This is a genomic window from Streptomyces sp. NPDC043908, assembly GCF_056435525.1.
Map to the genome: position 1 here is coordinate 198,573 of NZ_JBWKEI010000007.1, position 18,447 is coordinate 217,019.

The 18,447-nt window shown below is 70.9% G+C and carries 17 protein-coding genes; 14 read left to right on the forward strand and 3 right to left on the reverse strand.

Annotated features, from left to right (window positions below; genetic code table 11):
* Nucleotides 1-79: 79 nt before the first annotated feature.
* A complete protein-coding gene (locus AC069K_RS17705; RefSeq protein ID WP_365099620.1) occupies nucleotides 80-523 on the reverse strand; it encodes an SRPBCC family protein in 444 nt (147 codons plus the stop codon).
* 165 nt (nucleotides 524-688) lie between these two features.
* Between AC069K_RS17705 and AC069K_RS17710 the strand changes: the two genes are divergently transcribed.
* The 3 genes from AC069K_RS17710 (at nucleotide 689) to AC069K_RS17720 (ending at nucleotide 2,780) form a co-directional block, all read left to right on the forward strand.
* Complete coding sequence (locus tag AC069K_RS17710; protein WP_478617116.1) at nucleotides 689-1,735, forward strand: Rv2578c family radical SAM protein; 1,047 nt, start codon at nucleotides 689-691, stop codon at nucleotides 1,733-1,735.
* A 104-nt stretch (nucleotides 1,736-1,839) separates the two neighbouring features.
* Complete coding sequence (locus AC069K_RS17715; RefSeq protein ID WP_365099616.1) at nucleotides 1,840-2,241, forward strand: RidA family protein; 402 nt, start codon at nucleotides 1,840-1,842, stop codon at nucleotides 2,239-2,241.
* Nucleotides 2,238-2,780 carry an N-acetyltransferase family protein gene (locus tag AC069K_RS17720; RefSeq protein WP_478617120.1) on the forward strand — a complete coding sequence of 181 codons (543 nt, stop codon included), beginning with the start codon at nucleotides 2,238-2,240 and terminating at the stop codon, nucleotides 2,778-2,780. The genes AC069K_RS17715 and AC069K_RS17720 overlap by 4 nt, the downstream gene beginning before the upstream one ends.
* Before the next feature lie 15 nt (nucleotides 2,781-2,795).
* Here AC069K_RS17720 and AC069K_RS17725 read toward each other — a convergent pair whose 3' ends face one another.
* Entirely contained in the window at nucleotides 2,796-3,371 is a 576-nt protein-coding gene (locus tag AC069K_RS17725; protein WP_365099612.1) for an adenylosuccinate lyase, read from the reverse strand.
* A gap of 394 nt (nucleotides 3,372-3,765) precedes the next feature.
* Here AC069K_RS17725 and AC069K_RS17730 point away from each other — a divergent pair, with 394 nt between their 5' ends.
* The 9 genes from AC069K_RS17730 to pssA all read left to right on the forward strand — a co-directional run bounded on the left by AC069K_RS17730 (nucleotide 3,766) and on the right by pssA (nucleotide 14,587).
* Entirely contained in the window at nucleotides 3,766-5,550 is a 1,785-nt protein-coding gene (locus AC069K_RS17730) for a 3-hydroxyacyl-CoA dehydrogenase family protein (protein WP_478617123.1), read from the forward strand.
* A gap of 97 nt (nucleotides 5,551-5,647) precedes the next feature.
* Nucleotides 5,648-6,484, forward strand: a complete 837-nt coding sequence (locus tag AC069K_RS17735) for a TetR family transcriptional regulator (RefSeq protein WP_365099941.1) — start codon at nucleotides 5,648-5,650, stop codon at nucleotides 6,482-6,484.
* Nucleotides 6,485-6,855: 371 nt separating this feature from the next.
* The gene (gene ccrA / locus AC069K_RS17740) at nucleotides 6,856-8,193 is read left to right on the forward strand and encodes a crotonyl-CoA carboxylase/reductase (protein ID WP_358833645.1); all 1,338 of its coding nucleotides are present in this window, start codon (nucleotides 6,856-6,858) and stop codon (nucleotides 8,191-8,193) included.
* 14 nt (nucleotides 8,194-8,207) lie between these two features.
* Complete coding sequence (locus AC069K_RS17745; RefSeq protein WP_365099607.1) at nucleotides 8,208-10,220, forward strand: protein meaA; 2,013 nt, start codon at nucleotides 8,208-8,210, stop codon at nucleotides 10,218-10,220.
* Nucleotides 10,217-11,182 (forward strand): HpcH/HpaI aldolase/citrate lyase family protein, encoded by a 966-nt coding sequence (locus tag AC069K_RS17750; protein ID WP_358833647.1) that lies wholly within the window; start codon nucleotides 10,217-10,219, stop codon nucleotides 11,180-11,182. Before AC069K_RS17745 ends, AC069K_RS17750 begins: the two co-directional genes overlap by 4 nt.
* 4 nt (nucleotides 11,183-11,186) lie before the next feature.
* On the forward strand, nucleotides 11,187-11,699 hold the full coding sequence (locus tag AC069K_RS17755; RefSeq protein WP_478617129.1) for a MaoC family dehydratase: 513 nt from the start codon (nucleotides 11,187-11,189) through the stop codon (nucleotides 11,697-11,699).
* A 2-nt stretch (nucleotides 11,700-11,701) separates the two neighbouring features.
* Nucleotides 11,702-12,907 (forward strand): acyl-CoA dehydrogenase family protein, encoded by a 1,206-nt coding sequence (locus AC069K_RS17760; RefSeq protein WP_188272373.1) that lies wholly within the window; start codon nucleotides 11,702-11,704, stop codon nucleotides 12,905-12,907.
* Nucleotides 12,908-13,092: 185 nt separating this feature from the next.
* Complete coding sequence (locus tag AC069K_RS17765) at nucleotides 13,093-13,749, forward strand: phosphatidylserine decarboxylase (protein WP_358833649.1); 657 nt, start codon at nucleotides 13,093-13,095, stop codon at nucleotides 13,747-13,749.
* Nucleotides 13,736-14,587: a CDP-diacylglycerol--serine O-phosphatidyltransferase gene (gene pssA / locus AC069K_RS17770; RefSeq protein ID WP_365099602.1), complete on the forward strand. Its 852-nt coding sequence runs from the start codon at nucleotides 13,736-13,738 to the stop codon at nucleotides 14,585-14,587. Before AC069K_RS17765 ends, pssA begins: the two co-directional genes overlap by 14 nt.
* A gap of 355 nt (nucleotides 14,588-14,942) precedes the next feature.
* On the opposite strand, the gene AC069K_RS17775 is transcribed toward pssA, so the two are convergent.
* Nucleotides 14,943-16,097: a glycerate kinase gene (locus AC069K_RS17775; RefSeq protein WP_478617134.1), complete on the reverse strand. Its 1,155-nt coding sequence runs from the start codon at nucleotides 16,095-16,097 to the stop codon at nucleotides 14,943-14,945.
* Between the two features lie 144 nt (nucleotides 16,098-16,241).
* Here AC069K_RS17775 and AC069K_RS17780 point away from each other — a divergent pair, with 144 nt between their 5' ends.
* Nucleotides 16,242-17,951 (forward strand): BCCT family transporter, encoded by a 1,710-nt coding sequence (locus AC069K_RS17780; protein ID WP_478617137.1) that lies wholly within the window; start codon nucleotides 16,242-16,244, stop codon nucleotides 17,949-17,951.
* Between the two features lie 90 nt (nucleotides 17,952-18,041).
* Entirely contained in the window at nucleotides 18,042-18,446 is a 405-nt protein-coding gene (locus AC069K_RS17785) for a CU044_2847 family protein (RefSeq protein ID WP_365099596.1), read from the forward strand.
* Nucleotide 18,447 lies beyond the last annotated feature (1 nt).

Sequence of the window (18,447 nt, forward strand, 5' to 3'; positions counted from 1 at the left end):
ACCACCGGGCCGCCGCGAAAACCACTCGAACCGGTGACCGCGACCGGGAGTGCTCAACGGCGGCCCGAGGGCCCGGGGCCTACTTCTCGACTTCGGCGGCAAGCTTGCCGAGCACGGTGTCGTGGATGCGGTTGAGACCCTTGGGGGCGAAGGTCTTCTCGAAGAAGCCGCCGATGCCGCCCGCGCCGTTCCACACGCTGCTGACGACGACCTTGGAGCGGCCCTCGCCGGCCGGGGTGACGGTCCAGGTGGTGACCATGGAGGAGTTGCGGTCCTTCTCCACGAGCTGTCCCTCGGTGGGCTCGGAGACCTCCAGCAGGCAGTCGCGCACGCGCTTGCTGGTCGCCTGGAGCTTCCAGTGGACGAGGGTGCCCTCGCCGTCGCCGCCCTCGCGCACCTCGTACTCGCTGAAGTGCTCGGACAGGAGCTTCGGACGGCTGTCCTTGTAGTCGGCCACGGTGTCGAACACCGTCTCCGGGCTCGCCGCGATGATCCGCTCCGTGGTGGCCTCGACCTGCGCCATGGCTCTTCCTCCAGCACTCGTGACATCCGGGGGGTGCGCCCGGATTCGGGGTGGGCAAAGCCAATCACCTCGGGGACGGGCCCCCAAAATCGGGGTTGCTGCGATCATGGGAACGCATGTTCTATTCTGGGGTCAGTGCTACGGACGAGGCCCGAGGAGGCGTGTATGCGCTGGGACAATCTGGCCGAGAACGATCCGGCACCGCCCGGAGCGGGCCGCGCGGCCGCGCTGTTCGACGCGGACGCGGTGGTCACCCGTACCTTCGACACCCCGGAGTTCCGCGGGATCACCTTCCACGAGGTCCGCGCGCGTTCGATCGTCAACCGGGTGCCCGGGGCGTCCCGGATGCCGTTCGAGTGGACCGTCAACCCCTACCGGGGCTGCACCCACGCGTGCGTGTACTGCTTCGCCCGCAAGACGCACAGCTATCTGGACCTCGACACCGGCCTCGGCTTCGACTCGCAGATCGTGGTCAAGGTCAACGCGCCCGAGCTGCTGCGCCGCCACCTCTCCTCCGGCCGGTGGCAGGGCGCGCACATCGCCATGGGCACCAACGTCGACTGCTACCAGCGCGCCGAGGGCCGCTACCGGCTGATGCCGGGGATCATCGAGGCGCTGCGCGACCACGCCAACCCGTTCTCCATCCTCACCAAGGGCACGCTGATCCTGCGCGACCTGGAGCTGCTCCAGCAGGCCGCGCAGGTGACCGAGGTGGGCATCTCCGTCTCCGTGGGGTTCGTGGACCACGACCTGTGGCGCACGGTGGAGCCGGGCACGCCCGCTCCCGAGCGCCGCCTCGACGTCGTACGGACGCTCACCGACGCGGGCATCGGCTGCGGGGTCCTGATGGCCCCGGTGATCCCCTTCCTGGGCGACCACCCCGACCAGCTGCGCGCCACGGTCCGCGCGATCGCCGCCTCGGGCGCCACCTCGGTGACCCCGCTGGTGCTGCACCTGCGCCCGGGGGCGCGCGAGTGGTACATGGCGTGGCTCGCCGAGCACCACCCCCATCTGGTGCGGCGCTACGAGCGGCTGTACGCGGAGGGGGCGTACGCGCCGAAGTGGTACCAGCGAAGGATCACCCGGCACGTACACGAGCTGGCCGACGAATTCGGCATCGGCCCGGCGCACCGGGGCGCGGCCCGGCGCATTCCGCGGCGCGTGGAGCCGGAGCCGGACCCCTCCGGCCCGACGCAGCTCACGCTCCTCTGACCGGAATCCGGTGGACCCGGAATCCGATGCGCCCGAATTCCCATAGGCCCGAATTCCTATGGGCCCGTTGACCCGTTGTCAGAGGTGTGGTTCAGGATGGAGGCATGACTTCGCTCACGCACATCGCCACCCCGGACGGCCTCGCGCCCGGCGTCAACTACAGCCATGTGGTGTGGGGCACCGGCCGGTTCATCGCGATATCCGGCCAGTGCGCCCTCGACGAGAAGGGGGACGTGGTCGGCGAGGGCGACCCGGTCGCCCAGGCGCGGCAGGTCTTCGAGAACCTGCGCCGCTGCCTCCAGGCGGCGGGGGCGACCTTCGAGGACGTGGTGAAGCTGACGGTCTTCGTCACCGACATCGCGTATCTGCCCGCGGTCCGCGAGGCGCGGGACGAGCACCTAGACGGCGGGCGGCTCCCGGCGGCCTCGGCGGTCCAGGTGGTGGCGCTCTTCCGCCCCGAACTGCTGATGGAGATCGAGGCGTTCGCGGTGGTCGCCGACCGATGACCGCCGGTCCGCACGTGCGGGACATGACCGCCGCCGACTGCGAGGCGGTCGCGGCCGCCCGCGTCACCGGCTGGCGCACGGCCTACCGGGGCCTGGTGCCGCAGACGTACCTGGACGCGCTCAGCGTGGAGCGGGACGCCGAGCGCCGCCGCGAGCAGCTGGCCCGGGGCGACGGCTCGGTGGTCCATCTGGTCGCCGAGCAGGCGGGCGAGGTGATCGGCTGGGGATGCGGCGGACCGTACCGGGAGGAGAGCGGCGCGAGGACGGCGGACGGCGAGGTGTACGCGCTGTACGTGCGCCCCGACCACTGGTCCACGGGCGCGGGCCGGCTGCTGCTCGCCGGGCTGACCGCCCGCGTCGCCGCCCAGGGGCATCCGCGGCTGCTGCTGTGGGTCCTCAAGGCCAACGACCGGGCCCGGCGCTTCTACGAGCGCGCGGGCTTCGCCCCCGACGGCGCCGAGGAGGACTTCGTCGCGGACGGGATCGCCGTACCGGAGGTGCGGTACGTCAGGCGGCTCACGGAAGGCGGTGTGCGATGAAGCCCCCGGAGGGCGTCAGCCGATGCGCCTGAGCGCCACGGCCGCGGCCGAGGCGAGACGGGGGCGGGCCAGCGCCGTCTGCAGGACCTCCACCGCCCGCTTGTCGCCCAGCTCCCCCAGCCCCTCCACACAGGCCAGCGCCACCCGCCAGTAGGGAGTGTCGGGCGAGAGCAGCGGGCGCAGGGTGGTGATCAGCGCCGGTACGGCCTCGGGAGCGCGCAGCGCGGTGAGCAGGCGCACGGGGTGCAGGGCGTACGCCGTGCGCAGCCGGTTGGTGGCGAGGGCGGCGGCGGCCCGGGCCGTGCGCGGGTCCCCGAGCCGGGCCAGGGCGTGCGCCGCGGAGACGCAGCGCGCGGGGTCGCGGTGGTTGAGCAGCAGCACCAGCGACTCGAAGGCGCGCCGGTCGCCCGCGCAGCCGAGCCGGAAGGCCGCGATCTCCCGGGCCCACAGGGGCCGTTCGCGCTCGGTGAGGACGGCCGCGAGCTCGTCGTGGTCCCGGGTCGAGAGCAGCCGCTCGTACGCCGGCACCGCCTCCGACGCCCTGGCCTCGTCCCGCAGCCGGTCCGCCAGCGACCGCAGCTCCTCGTCCATGCGGGAAGCGTAGTGGGCCCCCGCCCGACCGGAAGGGGTCCGGCGGCGGGCACCGGGGGCGCCCGGCCGTGTGCGCCGGGGCGAGCCAGATCACACGCACTCGCCACCCCCGCCCTATGGCGCGCTCGTTACTCACCGGTTAACCTCATGTGAGCGGGCACCCCCCGCAGACTCCGGTGGCCTGGTGACGCAGCCACCGAGAGTGTTCGTCGGTTCGGCAGTTTCACGGCGTGGCCCCGGGACCGGGTCCGCCGGCCCCAGCACCACCACGACACCTCTCCGCACGCCGTGCGCCCTTGCCGCGCACCCGCGTCCTCGCGGACGCCGTCGCGACAGCCGGATCGCCGGTCGCGTGCGCCCTCTCCTCAGTCGTCACTCACCCTGGAGTCCCGTGATGGACACCCCCCTGAACACCGTCGCCGTGGTCGGTCTCGGCACCATGGGCACCGGCATCGCCGACGTGCTCGCCCGGGCGGGCCGCGAGGTCATCGGCATCGACATCAGCGAGCAGGCCGCCCGCCGGGCCGTGGCCTCCCTGGAGGCGTCCACCGCCCGGGCCGTCGCCCGCGGGCGCATCACCGAGGAGGAGCGGCGCGACGTCCTCGCCCGGTTCCGCACCTTCACCGACCTCCAGGCGGCGGCCGACGCCGAGCTGGTCATCGAGGTCGTGCCGGAGTCGTACGAGCTCAAGCAGCAGGTGTTCGCCGCGCTCGACACGATCGTCGCCCCCACCGCGATCCTGGCGACCGGCACCAACGCCCTCTCGGTGACCCGGCTCGCCGCCGAGTCCGCGCACCCGGAGCGTGTCCTCGGGCTCCACTTCTTCAACCCGGCACCCGCGATGAAGCTGGTCGAGGTGGTCTCCTCGGTCCTGACCGCGCCGCCGGCCGTGGAGGCGGTCACCCGGCTCGCGCTCGACCTCGGCAAGGAGCCGGTCGCGGTCGGCGACCGCCCGGGCTTCGTCGCCGACGGGCTGCTCTTCGGCTACCTCAACCAGGCCGCCGCGATGTACGAGTCGAAGTACGCCTCCCGCGAGGACATCGACGCCGCGATGAAGCTGGGCTGCGGACTGCCGATGGGCCCGCTCGAACTGCTCGACCTGATCGGCATCGACACCGCCCGCACGGTCCTGGAGGCGATGTACAGCGACTCACACGACCGGCTGCACGCCCCCGCGCCCATCCTCGGCCAGCTCACCGAGGCCGGCCTGACGGGCCGCAAGGCGGGCCGCGGCTTCTACACCTACGAGGCCCCCGGCAGCGCCACGGTGGTGGCGGACGCGCAGACGCCCGCCACGATCGCGGCGGGTACCGGCGGCGGCCGGGAGATCCGCTCGGTGGGCGTGGCCGGGTCCGGCACCATGGCCTCCGGCATCGCCGAGGTCTTCGCCAAGGCCGGGTACGCCGTGGTGCTCGCCGCGCGCGGCCTGGAGAAGGCCGAGGCCGCCAAGTCCCGTATCGCCAAGTCCCTTTCGCGCTCTGTCGACAAGGGGCGGATGACGCCCGAGGCCCGCGACGAGACGCTCTCGCGCATCACCCCGGCCGGCGCCCTGGAGGCGTTCGCGGACGTGGACCTGGCGGTGGAGGCGGTCGCCGAGGACCTGGGGGTCAAGCAGCAGCTGTTCGCGTCCCTGGACAAGATCTGCAAGCCGGGCGCGGTGCTCGCCACCACCACCTCCTCGCTGCCGGTCGTCGCCTGCGCCCGCGCCACCACGCGCCCGCAGGACGTCATCGGCATGCACTTCTTCAACCCGGCCCCGGCCATGAAGCTGGTCGAGGTGGTCCGTACGGTCCTGACCTCGGACGAGGTGCACGCCACCGTCCGCGAGGTCACCGCGAAGATCCGCAAGCACCCGGTGGACTGCGGGGACCGGGCCGGGTTCATCGTGAACGCGCTGCTCTTCCCGTACCTCAACAACGCGATCAAGATGGTCCAGGAGCACTACGCCTCGCTGGACGACATCGACGCGGCGATGCGGCTCGGCGGCGGCTACCCGATGGGCCCGTTCGAACTCCTCGACGTGGTCGGCCTCGATGTGTCCCTGGCCATCGAGAAGGTCCTGCACGCCGAGTTCCGCGACCCGGGCCTCGCGCCCGCCCCGCTCCTGGAGCACCTGGTCGCGGCCGGCTGCCTGGGCCGCAAGACGGGCCGTGGATTCCGCGAGTATGCCCGGCGCTGAGCCGTGGGGCTCCCTGGGCCACCCGCCGGGGGAGGGCTGGGGCGGCCTGCTCGATCCTTCGGGCGGGCCGCCCCCGCGAGCGCGACTCGCCGCGCATATGCAGTACGTTCGGTCCATGCCCCAGCCCGCTGCCTCCTCGAAACGGCCGACCCGAGCGTCCGCCGCGCCCGACGCCCCGGAAAGTGCCGCCGGCAGCCGTGCGGCCGCCCAGCGGCTCAAAATGCGCCGTGAGCTGGCGGCGGCGGCGATGGAGCTCTTCTCGGCCAAGGGGTACGAGGCCACGACGGTCGACGAGATCGCGGCCCGCGCCGGGGTGGCCCGGCGCACCTTCTTCCGCCACTTCCGCTCCAAGGAAGAGGCGATCTTCCCCGACCACGACGACACGCTGGTGCGGGCGGAGGCGGTCCTCAACGCCGCTCCCCCGCACGAGCATCCGCTGGACACGGTGTGCCGGGGGATCAAGGAGGTCATGAAGATGTACGCCTCCTCCCCCTCCGTCTCGGTGGCCCGCTACAAGCTGACCCGCGAGGTGCCGACCCTGCGGGAGGCCGAGATCGCCTCGGTGGCCCGCTACGAGCGGCTCTTCACGCGCTATCTGCTGGGCCACTTCGACGAGCACGACCACCAGCCCGGCAACGACGACCCGCTGCTCGCGGAGGTGGCCGCCTCCGCGGTCGTCACCGCCCACAACCACGTGCTGCGGCGCTGGCTGCGGGCCGGCGGCCAGGGCGACGTGGAGACCCAGCTCGACCACGCCTTCGCGATCGTCCGGGACACCTTCGGCTCCGGGATCGGCGCGGGGCGCACCGCCCGGCCGAAGGCCCCCGCGGCCTCGGTCTCCACCAGCGACGAGGTGCTGGTCGCGGTGGCGCGTACGGACGCGTCGCTGGACGAGATCATGCACTCGATCAAGAAGGCGCTCCGGCAGCGCTGAGCTGTCCGGAAAGTGAAGGCCCGTCCCTGTTCGGGGGCGGGCCTTCCGCGTTTCCGGCGGGCGGTTCGATCGATCATCGCTCATCGGTGCAGGTCATTACGCAATTGAGAGAAATTGTTGGCACGCAGTGTCTTGCCGACTGGCACCGCGTGCCATACGTTGATGTTGTCCGGGCGGCCGGCGTGCAGAGACCTCTCGTACGCCGGCTGTCCCCGCAAGCTTCCCCAGCGAGCGCGCCCGGACGCCTGCGTCACAGGCACCCTCCGCGCCCACCAGGCGCAGCCGATCCCGTAGTACCGCCGAACCGACGGCACACCTCCACAGCAGCAGTCCCCTCAGCGTTCCCAACGCGCTTCGCCGGAGGCAACACCGTGAAGGAAATCCTGGACGCGATTCAGTCGCAGGAAAGCACCGCCGCAGACATCGCGGCTCTGCCCATCCCCGAGTCGTACCGCGCGATCACCGTGCACAAGGACGAGACGGAGATGTTCGCCGGGCTCGCCACCCGGGACAAGGACCCGCGCAAGTCGATCCACCTCGACGAGGTGCCGGTCCCCGAACTGGGCCCCGGCGAGGCCCTGGTGGCCGTCATGGCCTCCTCGGTCAACTACAACTCGGTGTGGACCTCGATCTTCGAGCCGGTGTCGACGTTCAGCTTCCTGGAGCGCTACGGCAGGCTCAGCGAGCTGACCAAGCGCCACGACCTGCCGTACCACGTCATCGGCTCGGACCTGGCGGGCGTCGTCCTGCGCACCGGCCCCGGCGTCAACGCCTGGCAGCCCGGTGACGAGGTCGTCGCGCACTGCCTCTCCGTCGAGCTGGAGTCCAGCGACGGCCACAACGACACGATGCTCGACCCCGAGCAGCGCATCTGGGGCTTCGAGACCAACTTCGGCGGCCTCGCCGAGATCGCCCTGGTCAAGTCGAACCAGCTGATGCCCAAGCCGGACCACCTGAGCTGGGAGGAGGCCGCGGCGCCGGGCCTGGTGAACTCCACCGCCTACCGCCAGCTCGTCTCCCGCAACGGCGCCGGCATGAAGCAGGGCGACAACGTCCTGATCTGGGGCGCCAGCGGCGGCCTCGGCTCCTACGCCACGCAGTTCGCCCTCGCGGGCGGCGCCAACCCCATCTGTGTCGTCTCCAGCCCGGAGAAGGCGGAGATCTGCCGGTCCATGGGCGCCGAGGCGGTCATCGACCGCAACGCCGAGGGGTACAAGTTCTGGAAGGACGAGCGCACCCAGGACCCCAAGGAGTGGAAGCGCTTCGGCAAGCGCATCCGCGAGTTCACCGGCGGCGAGGACATCGACATCGTCTTCGAGCACCCCGGCCGCGAGACCTTCGGCGCGAGCGTCTACGTCACCCGCAAGGGCGGCACGATCACCACCTGCGCCTCGACCTCCGGCTACATGCACGAGTACGACAACCGCTACCTGTGGATGTCGCTGAAGCGCATCATCGGCTCGCACTTCGCCAACTACCGCGAGGCGTGGGAGGCCAACCGCCTCATCGCCAAGGGCAAGATCCACCCCACCCTCTCCAAGGTCTACAGCCTGGAGGAGACCGGTCAGGCCGCCTACGACGTGCACCGCAACCTCCACCAGGGCAAGGTCGGCGTCCTCGCCCTCGCCCCGCGTGAGGGCCTGGGCGTCCGCGACCACGAACTCCGCGCCAAGCACCTCGACGCCATCAACCGCTTCCGCAACATCTGAGCCCGGAGCGACACATGACTGAGCGTCACAAGGACCGGCCCTGGCTCATGCGGACGTACGCCGGTCACTCGACCGCCGAGGCGTCCAACGAGCTCTACCGGCGCAACCTCGCCAAGGGTCAGACCGGTCTGTCGGTCGCCTTCGACCTGCCGACGCAGACCGGCTACGACCCGGACCACATCCTCGCCCGCGGCGAGGTGGGCCGGGTCGGGGTCCCGGTGTCCCATCTGGGTGACATGCGGCGGCTGTTCCAGGACATCCCCCTGGAGCAGATGAACACCTCGATGACCATCAACGCCACGGCGATGTGGCTGCTGGCCATGTACCAGGTGGTCGCCGAGGAGCAGGGCGCCGATGTCACCCGGCTCCAGGGCACGACGCAGAACGACATCGTGAAGGAGTACCTGTCGCGCGGGACGCACGTCTTCCCGCCCGGTCCGTCGCTGCGGCTGACCACCGACATGATCACCTACACGGTCAACCACATCCCCAAGTGGAACCCGATCAACATCTGCAGCTACCACCTCCAGGAGGCCGGGGCCACCCCGGTCCAGGAGATCAGCTACGCGATGTCGACCGCGATCGCCGTGCTCGACGCGGTGTTCGCGTCCGGGCAGGTGCCACAGGACCGCAAGGGCGATGTGGTGGCCCGGATCTCGTTCTTCGTGAACGCGGGCGTCCGCTTCGTCGAGGAGATGTGCAAGATGCGGGCGTTCGGCCGCATCTGGGACAAGGTCACGCGGGAGCGGTACGGCATCGAGGACGCCAAGCAGCGCCGCTTCCGCTACGGCGTCCAGGTCAACTCCCTCGGGCTGACCGAGGCGCAGCCGGAGAACAACGTCCAGCGCATCGTCCTGGAGATGCTGGCCGTGACGCTGTCGAAGGACGCCCGCGCGCGGGCCGTCCAGCTCCCCGCCTGGAACGAGGCGCTCGGTCTGCCGCGCCCCTGGGACCAGCAGTGGTCGCTGCGCATCCAGCAGGTCCTCGCCCACGAGAGCGACCTGCTGGAGTACGAGGACATCTTCGCCGGGTCGCACGTCATCGAGGCCAAGGTCGACTCGCTCGTCGAGGAGTGCCTGGCGGAGATCGAGCGCATCCAGCAGATGGGCGGCGCGATGGCGGCCGTCGAGTCCGGCTACCTCAAGTCGCAGCTCGTCTCCTCGCACGCCGAGCGCCGGGCCCGGATCGAGAGCGGCGACGAGAAGATCATCGGCGTCAACTGCTACGAGTCCACCGAGCCCAGCCCGCTCACCTCCGACCTGGACACCGCGATCATGACGGTGGACCCGGCGAACGAGGCCCGGGTGGTCGCGGGGCTCCACGAGTGGCGCGACAACCGGGACGAGGCGCGGGCCTCGGAGGCGCTGGCGGCCCTGAAGAAGGCCGCCGCCGGGTCGGAGAACCTGATGACCGCGACCCTGGAGTGCGTCCGCGCGGGCGTCACCACGGGCGAGTGGTCCTGGGCGCTGCGGGACGTCTTCGGCGAGTTCCGCGCGCCCACCGGCGTCTCCTCGGCGCCCGTCGCCGTCACCGCCGAGGCGGGCACGCCGCTGGCGCTGGTGCGCGAGAAGGTGACCCGTACGGCCGATGAGCTCGGCTCGGGCCGGCTGCGCCTGCTGGTGGGCAAGCCGGGCCTGGACGGTCACTCCAACGGCGCCGAGCAGATCGCCGTACGCGCGCGTGACGCCGGCTTCGAGGTGGTCTACCAGGGGATCCGGCTCACCCCCGAGCAGATCGTCGACGCCGCGCTGGCGGAGGATGTGCACTGCGTGGGCCTGTCGATCCTCTCCGGCTCGCACTCCGAGCTGGTCCCGGACGTGCTGACCCGGCTGCGCGAGGCCGGCGCGCCCGACATCCCGGTGATCGTCGGTGGGATCATCCCGCCGGCGGACGCCGAGGAGCTGTGCACGGCGGGTGTGGCCGCCGTGTTCACCCCGAAGGACTTCGGCATCACGGAGATCATCGGCCGTATCGTCGACGAGATCCGGAAAGCGAACAAGCTCGACCCTCTGGAGGTCCCCGCATGACCAGCTCTGTCAACCGTCTCCGGCCGCGCCGTTCGTGCCTGGCCGTCCCGGGCTCGAACCCGCGCTTCCTGGAGAAGGCGCAGGGCCTCCCCGCCGACCAGGTCTTCCTGGACCTGGAGGACGCCTGCGCGCCGCTCGCCAAGCCGGAGGCCCGGCACACCATCGTGAAGTTCCTGAACGAGGGTGACTGGACCGGCAAGACCCGGGTCGTCCGGGTCAACGACTGGACGACCGAGTGGACGTACCGCGACGTCGTCACCGTCGTCGAGGGCGCGGGGCACAACCTCGACTGCATCATGCTGCCGAAGGTCCAGGACGCCCAGCAGATCGTGGCGCTCGACCTGCTGCTCACGCAGATCGAGAAGACCATGGGCTTCGAGGTCGGCAAGATCGGCATCGAGGCGCAGATCGAGAACGCCCAGGGCCTCAACAACGTCAACGCCATCGCGCAGGCCTCCCAGCGGGTCGAGACGATCATCTTCGGGCCGGCCGACTTCATGGCGTCCATCAACATGAAGTCGCTGGTCGTGGGCGAGCAGCCGCCCGGGTACCCGGCGGACGCGTACCACTTCATCCTGATGAAGATCCTGATGGCGGCGCGGGCCAACAACCTCCAGGCGATCGACGGCCCCTACCTCCAGATCAAGAACATCGACGGCTACAAGGCGGTCGCCCAGCGCGCCGCCGCCCTGGGCTTCGACGGCAAGTGGGTGCTGCACCCCGGCCAGGTCGAGGCGGCCAACGAGGTCTTCTCGCCCTCCCAGGAGGACTACGACCACGCCGAGCTCATCCTCGACGCGTACGAGTACTTCACCTCCGAGGCCGGCGGCAAGAAGGGCTCGGCGATGCTCGGCGACGAGATGATCGACGAGGCCAGCCGCAAGATGGCGCTGGTCATCTCGGGCAAGGGCCGGGCGGCCGGTATGCAGCGCACGTCGAAGTTCGAGATCCCGGAGGCGTAACACCATGCAGTTCGGCCGCACCTACGAAGAGTTCACCGTCGGGGACGTGTACAAGCACTGGCCTGGCAAGACGGTGACCGAGTACGACGACCATCTGTTCTGTCTGCTCACCATGAACCACCACCCGCTCCACATGGACGCCAACTACGCCGAGAACACCACCGACTTCGGCAGGAACGTGGTGGTGGGCAACTACATCTACTCGCTGCTGCTCGGTATGAGCGTCCCGGACGTGTCCGGGAAGGCCATCGCCAACCTGGAGATCGAGTCGCTGCGGCACGTGGCGCCGACCTTCCACGGCGACACGATCTACGGCGAGACGACGGTCCTCGACAAGACGCCCTCGAAGTCCAAGAACGACCGGGGCATCGTCTACGTGGAGACCAAGGGCTACAAGCAGGACGGCACCCTCGTCTGCGTCTTCCGCCGCAAGGTGATGGTCCCCACCGAGACGTACATCAAGGAGCGCGGCGGCGAGCAGCCCGGCCGCCCCCAGCTCAAGCAGCAGGAGAAGTAGCCATGGCCCGTCTCGCGCAGACCGCCGGTCTGACCGACGTCCAGCAGGAAATCCTGGCCACCGTCCGGGACTTCGTCGACAAGGAGATCATCCCGGTCGCGACCCAGCTGGAGCACAAGGACGAGTACCCGACGCAGATCGTCGAGGGCCTCAAGGAGCTCGGCCTGTTCGGGCTGATGATCCCCGAGGAGTACGGCGGTCTGGGCGAGTCGCTCCTGACGTACGCCCTGTGCGTCGAGGAGATAGCGCGCGGCTGGATGTCGGTCTCCGGCATCATCAACACGCACTTCATCGTGGCGTACATGCTCAAGCAGCACGGCACCCAGGAGCAGAAGGACACCTTCCTGCCCCGGATGGCGCTCGGCGAGGTGCGCGGCGCGTTCTCGATGTCGGAGCCCGCGCTCGGCTCGGATGTGTCGGCGATCACGTCCAAGGGCGTCAGGGACGGCGACGAGTACGTCCTGAACGGTCAGAAGATGTGGCTCACGAACGGCGGAACGTCGTCGCTGGTGGCCGTTCTGTGCCGAAGTGACGAAGGACACCCCGAGGGCACCGCGCCCCACAAGTCGATGACGACCTTCCTGGTGGAGAAGGAGCCCGGCTTCGGCGAGGTCCGTCCGGGTCTGACCATCCCCGGCAAGATCGACAAGATGGGTTACAAGGGCGTCGACACGACCGAACTCATCATGGACGGACTGCGCATTCCGGCCAATCGGGTCCTCGGCGGGGTCACCGGCCGAGGGTTTTACCAAATGATGGACGGCGTCGAGGTCGGCCGCGTCAACGTCGCGGCGCGTGGCTGCGGTGTCGCTCAGCGTGCCTTTGAGCTGGGTGTCTCGTATGCCCAGCAACGTCATACTTTCGGCAAGGCGATCGCCCAGCACCAGGCGATTCAGTTCAAGCTGGCGGAGATGGCTACCAAGGTGGAGGCCGCTCATGCCATGATGGTCAACGCAGCACGCAAAAAGGACTCCGGGGAACGAAACGACCTGGAAGCAGGGATGGCGAAGTACCTCGCCTCCGAATACTGCAAGGAGGTCGTGGAGGACGCCTTCCGTATCCACGGTGGCTACGGCTTCTCGAAGGAGTACGAGATCGAGCGCCTGTACCGCGAGGCGCCGATGCTGCTCATCGGTGAAGGTACCGCCGAGATCCAAAAAATGATCATTGGACGTCGGCTTCTCGAAGAGTACCGATTCCAGGGTTGATTGTCGCTTTTAGGTCGGTTCGGCCGCGAAGAAGATCACACCCTGTAGGCGCTGCCCGAGGGCTTCCGGCCGACCGACTGGGCTTCTGGCTTTCCCAGTTGCGGCTCGCAACCGATAGCATCGCTGGTAAACCAGCCGCCGTCCCCCACTTGCCAGCGCGGCATCATCCGCTACGAAGGTCATCCATGCCCCACAGCCAAACCTCTGCATCTCGCGACGGTTTCCTCCAGGGACGTCTTGCTCGCGGAGCATCGCCGTGGCTTCTGCCGACCGTCGCCACCGCAGCCCTCAGCCTCGCCCGCGCGCGCCGCTCCGGCGCCGCCAAGGCCGTGGCCGTACCCGCCACCGCGCTCGCGGCGGGCATGCTGTGGTTCTTCCGCGACCCCGAGCGCGAGATCGCATCCGGGCGGGTCATCTCCCCCGCCGACGGTGTGGTGCAGAGCATCATGCCGTGGAAGGACGGACGCACCCGCGTCGCGATCTTCATGAGCCCGCTGAACGTCCACGTCAACCGCGCGCCCCTGACGGGCACGGTGACGTCCGTCGAGCACGTGCCCGGCGGGTTCGTTCCGGCGTTCAACAAGGAGAGCGAGAACAACGAGCGCGTTGTCTGGCACTTCGACACCGAGCTCGGTGACATCGAGATGGTGCAGATCGCGGGTGCTGTGGCGCGGCGGATCGTCCCTTACATCCCCCAGGGCACCAAGGTGGAGCAGGGCGAGCGCATCGGTCTCATCCGGTTCGGCTCCCGCGTCGACATCTACCTTCCGGAGGGGGTCGAGGTCGCGGTCGAGGTCGGCCAGAAGACCACTGCGGGGGTGACTCGAATTGACCGTGATTGATCCTGACACCCAGACCGACTGGGTGCCGGGCACGGACGCCGGCGACGACGCGGAGGAGATGCCTCTCTCCCTGCGGCTGTCGATAGCGGACACCCTCACGCTCGGTAACGCGACCTGCGGGTTCATGGCGGTGTACTTCACCACCACCGGAATCCTCATCCCGCACCTGTCGGGCAGCGCCGAGACCGGCATGGCGCGGCACTCCGCCGCGACCGCCGTGATCCTGATGCTGCTCGCGGCGATCTTCGACCTCTGCGACGGCCTGGTCGCGCGGAAGCTGCGGAGCTCGCCGATGGGCGCCGAGCTGGACAACCTCTCGGACCTCATCAGCTTCGGGCTCGCCCCGGCGTACTTCGTCCTGGTCTACGGCATGGTCGCCGACGACGCCCACCAGCGCGTCGCGGCCGTGGCGGCGATCACCGTGCTGCTCGCGGTGGTGCTCAGACTCGCGCGCTTCTCGTGCGTGACGATGAAGGACGGCATGTTCCAGGGCATGCCGAGCCCGTTCGGCGCGCTGACCGTCGTCTCGATCGTGCTGCTGGAGCTGCCGTTCGTGCCGACGCTGCTCGCCGTCATAGGAGTGGCGTGGCTGATGGTCAGCCGGGTCGAGTACCCCAAGCCGCGGGGCATCCTCGCGGTGGCCATGCTCAGCTGGATCGTGGGGGCGATGGGGCTGCTGGCGGCGTGGGCGTTCGAAGCGCCGGGCGGTCAGCTGCTGCTCCAGACGGGCTGCGTGCTCCAGGTCGTGCTGGGCGCGGTGATTCCGCTGTTCGCCACGGCCCGCCGGGTGAACACGATCCGCGACAACCGCCGCGAGGCGCGGGCGGCGCAGCCGTAAGGGCCGGCGGCGCGGTGTGGGGCCCTGGACCGTTTCGGTCCGGGGCCTTTCGCATGCGCGGGGCGGGGTGGGGTGCGATCGATTCGCCTGCGGGCCGTCTGTGGCTGGTCGCGCAGTTCCCCGCGCCCCTCTTGGCCTTCAGGGGCGCGGGGAACTGCGCGAGCAGCACGGTCCGCAGACGAACGATGACCTTTCGCCTGCGGACCGTGGATGGCTGAGCGCGCAGTTCCCCGCGCCCCTAGGTGGTCAGGGGCGCGGGGAACTGCGCGAGCGGCCCAGCACGGTCCGCAGGCCAAAGAAAACCCTCCGCGGCCACGGACCCGCGCCCCTGGTGGGCGGCTCGCGGGCGGAACGGTCAGGTCAAGAAGTCCCTGGCGATGCGCTCCGCGCTGCGCTCAAGCAGCGGGCCCGCTTGCGCCATGCAGCGGGCCGGGTCAGGCTCCAGGTCCGTCAGGGCGTACGCGCGGCGGATACCGGCCCGGCCGAGCGCCGCCGGGGGCAGGGCCAGGCGGCCGCAGACCGCGACGACCTCCACGCCCGCCGCCCGGGCCGCCGCCGCCACCCCAGCCGGCGCCTTGCCGTGCAGGGTCTGCTCGTCCAGCGACCCCTCACCCGTGATCACCAGCGTGGCCCGGTCGAGCGCCTGGGCGAAGCCCAGGACGTCGAGCATGACCTCGATACCCGGCCGGAAGGTCGCCCCGAGGGCCACGAGCGCGCCGTAGCCGATGCCGCCCGCGGCCCCGGCGCCCGGGGCGAGCGCGGCCTCGGCCGCACGGCCCCCCAGGGACGCCTCCAGGACCTCGGCGTAGTGGCCGAGCGCCGCGTCCAGGGACGCCACGTCCTCGGGCGTGGCGCCCTTCTGCGGGCCGTACACCGCGGGCGCGCCCTTGGGCCCGGTCAGCGGGTTGTCCACGTCGCTGGCCAGGACCAGGTCGACCGAGGCGAAACGGGGGTCGAGACCCGAGAGGTCCGCCGTGGCCAGCGTCGCCAGCGGGCCGCCGCCGGGCGCCACGGGCTCGCCCGCCGCGTCCAGGAACCGGGCACCCAGCGCCGCGAGCATGCCGGCCCCGCCGTCCGTGGTGGCGCTGCCGCCGACCCCGAAGACGATGGTGCGTGCCCCCGCGTCGAGCGCGGCCAGCAGCAGCTCGCCCGAGCCGTACGTGGTGGCGGTCAGCGGGGCGAAGACGCCCTCGGGGAGGTGCTGGAGGCCGGACGCCTCCGCCATCTCCACCACGGCCACCCCGTCCCGTACCGCGAAGGCCGCGGTGACCGGGGTACCGAGGGGGCCGGTGACCCGGGCCTCGCGGCGGGTGAACCCGGCCGCGACCGCCGCCGCGACCGTGCCGTCGCCGCCGTCGGCGACCGGCAGGGTCTCCACCGCCAGATCGGGGACGACCCGCCGCAGCCCGGCCGTCACCCGCTCCGCGACCTGTACGGCCGTGAGCGAGCCCTTGAACTTGTCCGCCGCCACCAGCACGCGCGCGGTCTCCAACACTGCTCCGTCCGTCACCTTGCTAATCCCTTGCTGTCGAACAAGCAGTCGCGCCGCTGCCGACCCTATCCGCCGGGCGCGCGCCTGCCCATAGGCGTCCTGCACGGCGGGACGGCGTGCCACGCCACGAAACCTCCATATCGCGGACCATAGTGGGGCGCCATGAGCACGGATCCGATCGACCGTTCCGGCCCCGGCGGCCCGCCCGCCGAACCCGGGGACCCGGCCCCCGACCTCACCGTCGTGGCGATCGGGGTGGCCGCCGTGGTGGCCGTGGTCGCCTGGGCCGCGCTCGGCGAGCACTCCTTCGACAGCGCCTCCGCCACGGCCCTGGCCTGGGTGCTCGCCAACTTCGCCTGGCTGTTCGTGATCGCCGCCGACGCGTTCCTCGTCCTGTGCGTGGTGCTCGCCATCAGCCGGTACGGGCGGATTCGGCTCGGCCCGGACGACTCCGGGCCGGAGTTCACCAACCTCGCGTGGATCGCGATGATGTTCAGCGCGGGCATGGGCATCGGGCTGATGTTCTACGGGGTGGGCGAGCCGCTCACGCACTACCTCACCCCGCCGCCCGCCTCCGGCGCCGCGCCCCGCACCGGCGACGCGGCGCGCACGGCCCTGGAGTACTCGTTCTTCCACTGGACGCTCACCCCCTGGGCGATCTACGGCATGGCGGGCCTCGCCCTGGCGTACGCCGGTTTCCGCAAGGGCCGCGGCAACCGGCTCTCCGCCGCGTACGTCCCGCTGATCGGCGCCCGGCGCGCGGACGGCTGGCCCGGGCGCTGCATCGACCTGCTCGCCGTCTTCGCCACCGTCTTCGGCACCGCGACCAGCCTGGGCCTCGGCGCTCTCCAGGTCGCCAAGGGGCTGGAGATCACGGCGGGCGTCGAGGACTCCACGGGCACCGAGCTGGTCATCATCGGCTCGCTGTCGGCCGCGTTCGTGCTGTCGGCGTTCTCGGGCCTGCACAAGGGCGTCAAGTGGCTCTCCACGCTGAACATCGTGCTGGCCGCCGCGCTGATGCTGTTCGTGTTCCTGCTCGGGCCGACTGTGTACGTCCTGGACACGGTCCCGGCGTCCGTCGGCGGCTATCTGCACCGGCTGCTGCCGATGGCCAGCCGCACCGGCGCCTTCACCGACCGGGCCTGGCTGGGCGCGTGGACGATCTTCTACTGGGCGTGGTGGCTGTCGTGGGCGCCGTTCGTGGGGACCTTCATCGCCCGTATCTCGCGCGGCCGTACCGTCCGCGAGTTCCTGGTCGGTGTGCTGCTCGTCCCGAGCGGCGCGACCGTCCTGTGGTTCTGCGTGATGGGCGGCACCGCGATCCGCCTGGACTCGACGGGGGCCGCCGACCTGGCGGGCAAGGTGAAGGACGGCGCCGAGGCGTCCCTGTTCGCGATGCTGGAAGCGCTGCCCGTCGGCACGGTCACCTCCTGCCTCGCGATGGTCCTGGTGATGACGTACTTCGTCACCAGCGCCGACTCGGCCTCGCTGGTGATGGGCTCGCTGACCAGCCGGGGCTCGCTGCATCCGCCGACCTGGCTGGTCGTGCTGTGGGGGGTGCTGATGGCGGCGGTCGCGGCGGTGCTGCTCGTCGCGGGCGGCCTCACGTCCCTCCAGACGGCGACGATCCTGGTGGCACTGCCGTTCGTCCTGGTGATGCTGGGGGTGTGCTGGGCGCTGCTGAGGGAACTGCGCGAGGACCCGGGCGCGGGCCCCGCACGCGGCCACGCCCCGCACGGCGTACGGGACGCGGTACGGGCCGTGGTGGGCGACGCCCTCGACGAACGGGGACCCACCCGCCACCCCCGCCTGCGCCGCGCCGCCGAGTCCCGCAGGGCCGACGACGACCCCTCGGGGGGCGGCTCCCGGTAGGGGCGCGGGAAACCGCGCCCCCGGCGGACGCGCGCGCCCGGTTCCGTCAACTCTGCTGCTCTCGCGGCCCGTTGGCCGCACAATGTCCCCGTGCCGCATGACGACTACGTGGAACTCATCCTCGACGACGGCGCCCGGGTCAGAGTCGGGCTCACACCCGTGGGCGTGCCCCGGACGGCCCCGGATGACGATCTGCCGGGCGGGGTCGGCGGGGGGACGCCCGTCGGGCGCGGCGAGCGGGTCGCCGCGCTCGCCACGGACACCCTCGCGGCCGTGCTGAGACCCCTGGGGCCCGTCCTCCAGCAGGTGCACGACGCCGTACGGGGCATCGCGGACCCGCCCGACTCGCTCGCGGTCGCCTTCGGCCTCCAGATCGGCCACGACCTCAAGCTCGGCATCGTCGGCGCCAACGGCCAGGCCAGCATGACCGTCCAGGCCACCTGGCAGCTGCGCCCCGACACCTCCGCCGGCGGCACGGACCCGGGCGGCAACTGAG

Bases quoted from the DNA above. Each gene is read 5' to 3' on its own strand.
- AC069K_RS17765 (WP_358833649.1), top strand. From the start codon at position 13,093: ATGCCCCACAGCCAAACCTCTGCATCTCGCGACGGTTTCCTCCAGGGA.
- AC069K_RS17715 (WP_365099616.1), top strand. From the start codon at position 1,840: ATGACTTCGCTCACGCACATCGCCACCCCGGACGGCCTCGCGCCCGGC.
- AC069K_RS17760 (WP_188272373.1), top strand. From the start codon at position 11,702: ATGGCCCGTCTCGCGCAGACCGCCGGTCTGACCGACGTCCAGCAGGAA.
- AC069K_RS17750 (WP_358833647.1), top strand. From the start codon at position 10,217: ATGACCAGCTCTGTCAACCGTCTCCGGCCGCGCCGTTCGTGCCTGGCC.
- AC069K_RS17710 (WP_478617116.1), top strand. From the start codon at position 689: ATGCGCTGGGACAATCTGGCCGAGAACGATCCGGCACCGCCCGGAGCG.
- AC069K_RS17745 (WP_365099607.1), top strand. From the start codon at position 8,208: ATGACTGAGCGTCACAAGGACCGGCCCTGGCTCATGCGGACGTACGCC.
- AC069K_RS17780 (WP_478617137.1), top strand. From the start codon at position 16,242: ATGAGCACGGATCCGATCGACCGTTCCGGCCCCGGCGGCCCGCCCGCC.
- AC069K_RS17725 (WP_365099612.1), bottom strand. From the start codon at position 3,371: ATGGACGAGGAGCTGCGGTCGCTGGCGGACCGGCTGCGGGACGAGGCC.
- AC069K_RS17730 (WP_478617123.1), top strand. From the start codon at position 3,766: ATGGACACCCCCCTGAACACCGTCGCCGTGGTCGGTCTCGGCACCATG.
- AC069K_RS17705 (WP_365099620.1), bottom strand. From the start codon at position 523: ATGGCGCAGGTCGAGGCCACCACGGAGCGGATCATCGCGGCGAGCCCG.
- AC069K_RS17720 (WP_478617120.1), top strand. From the start codon at position 2,238: ATGACCGCCGGTCCGCACGTGCGGGACATGACCGCCGCCGACTGCGAG.
- AC069K_RS17735 (WP_365099941.1), top strand. From the start codon at position 5,648: ATGCAGTACGTTCGGTCCATGCCCCAGCCCGCTGCCTCCTCGAAACGG.
- AC069K_RS17755 (WP_478617129.1), top strand. From the start codon at position 11,187: ATGCAGTTCGGCCGCACCTACGAAGAGTTCACCGTCGGGGACGTGTAC.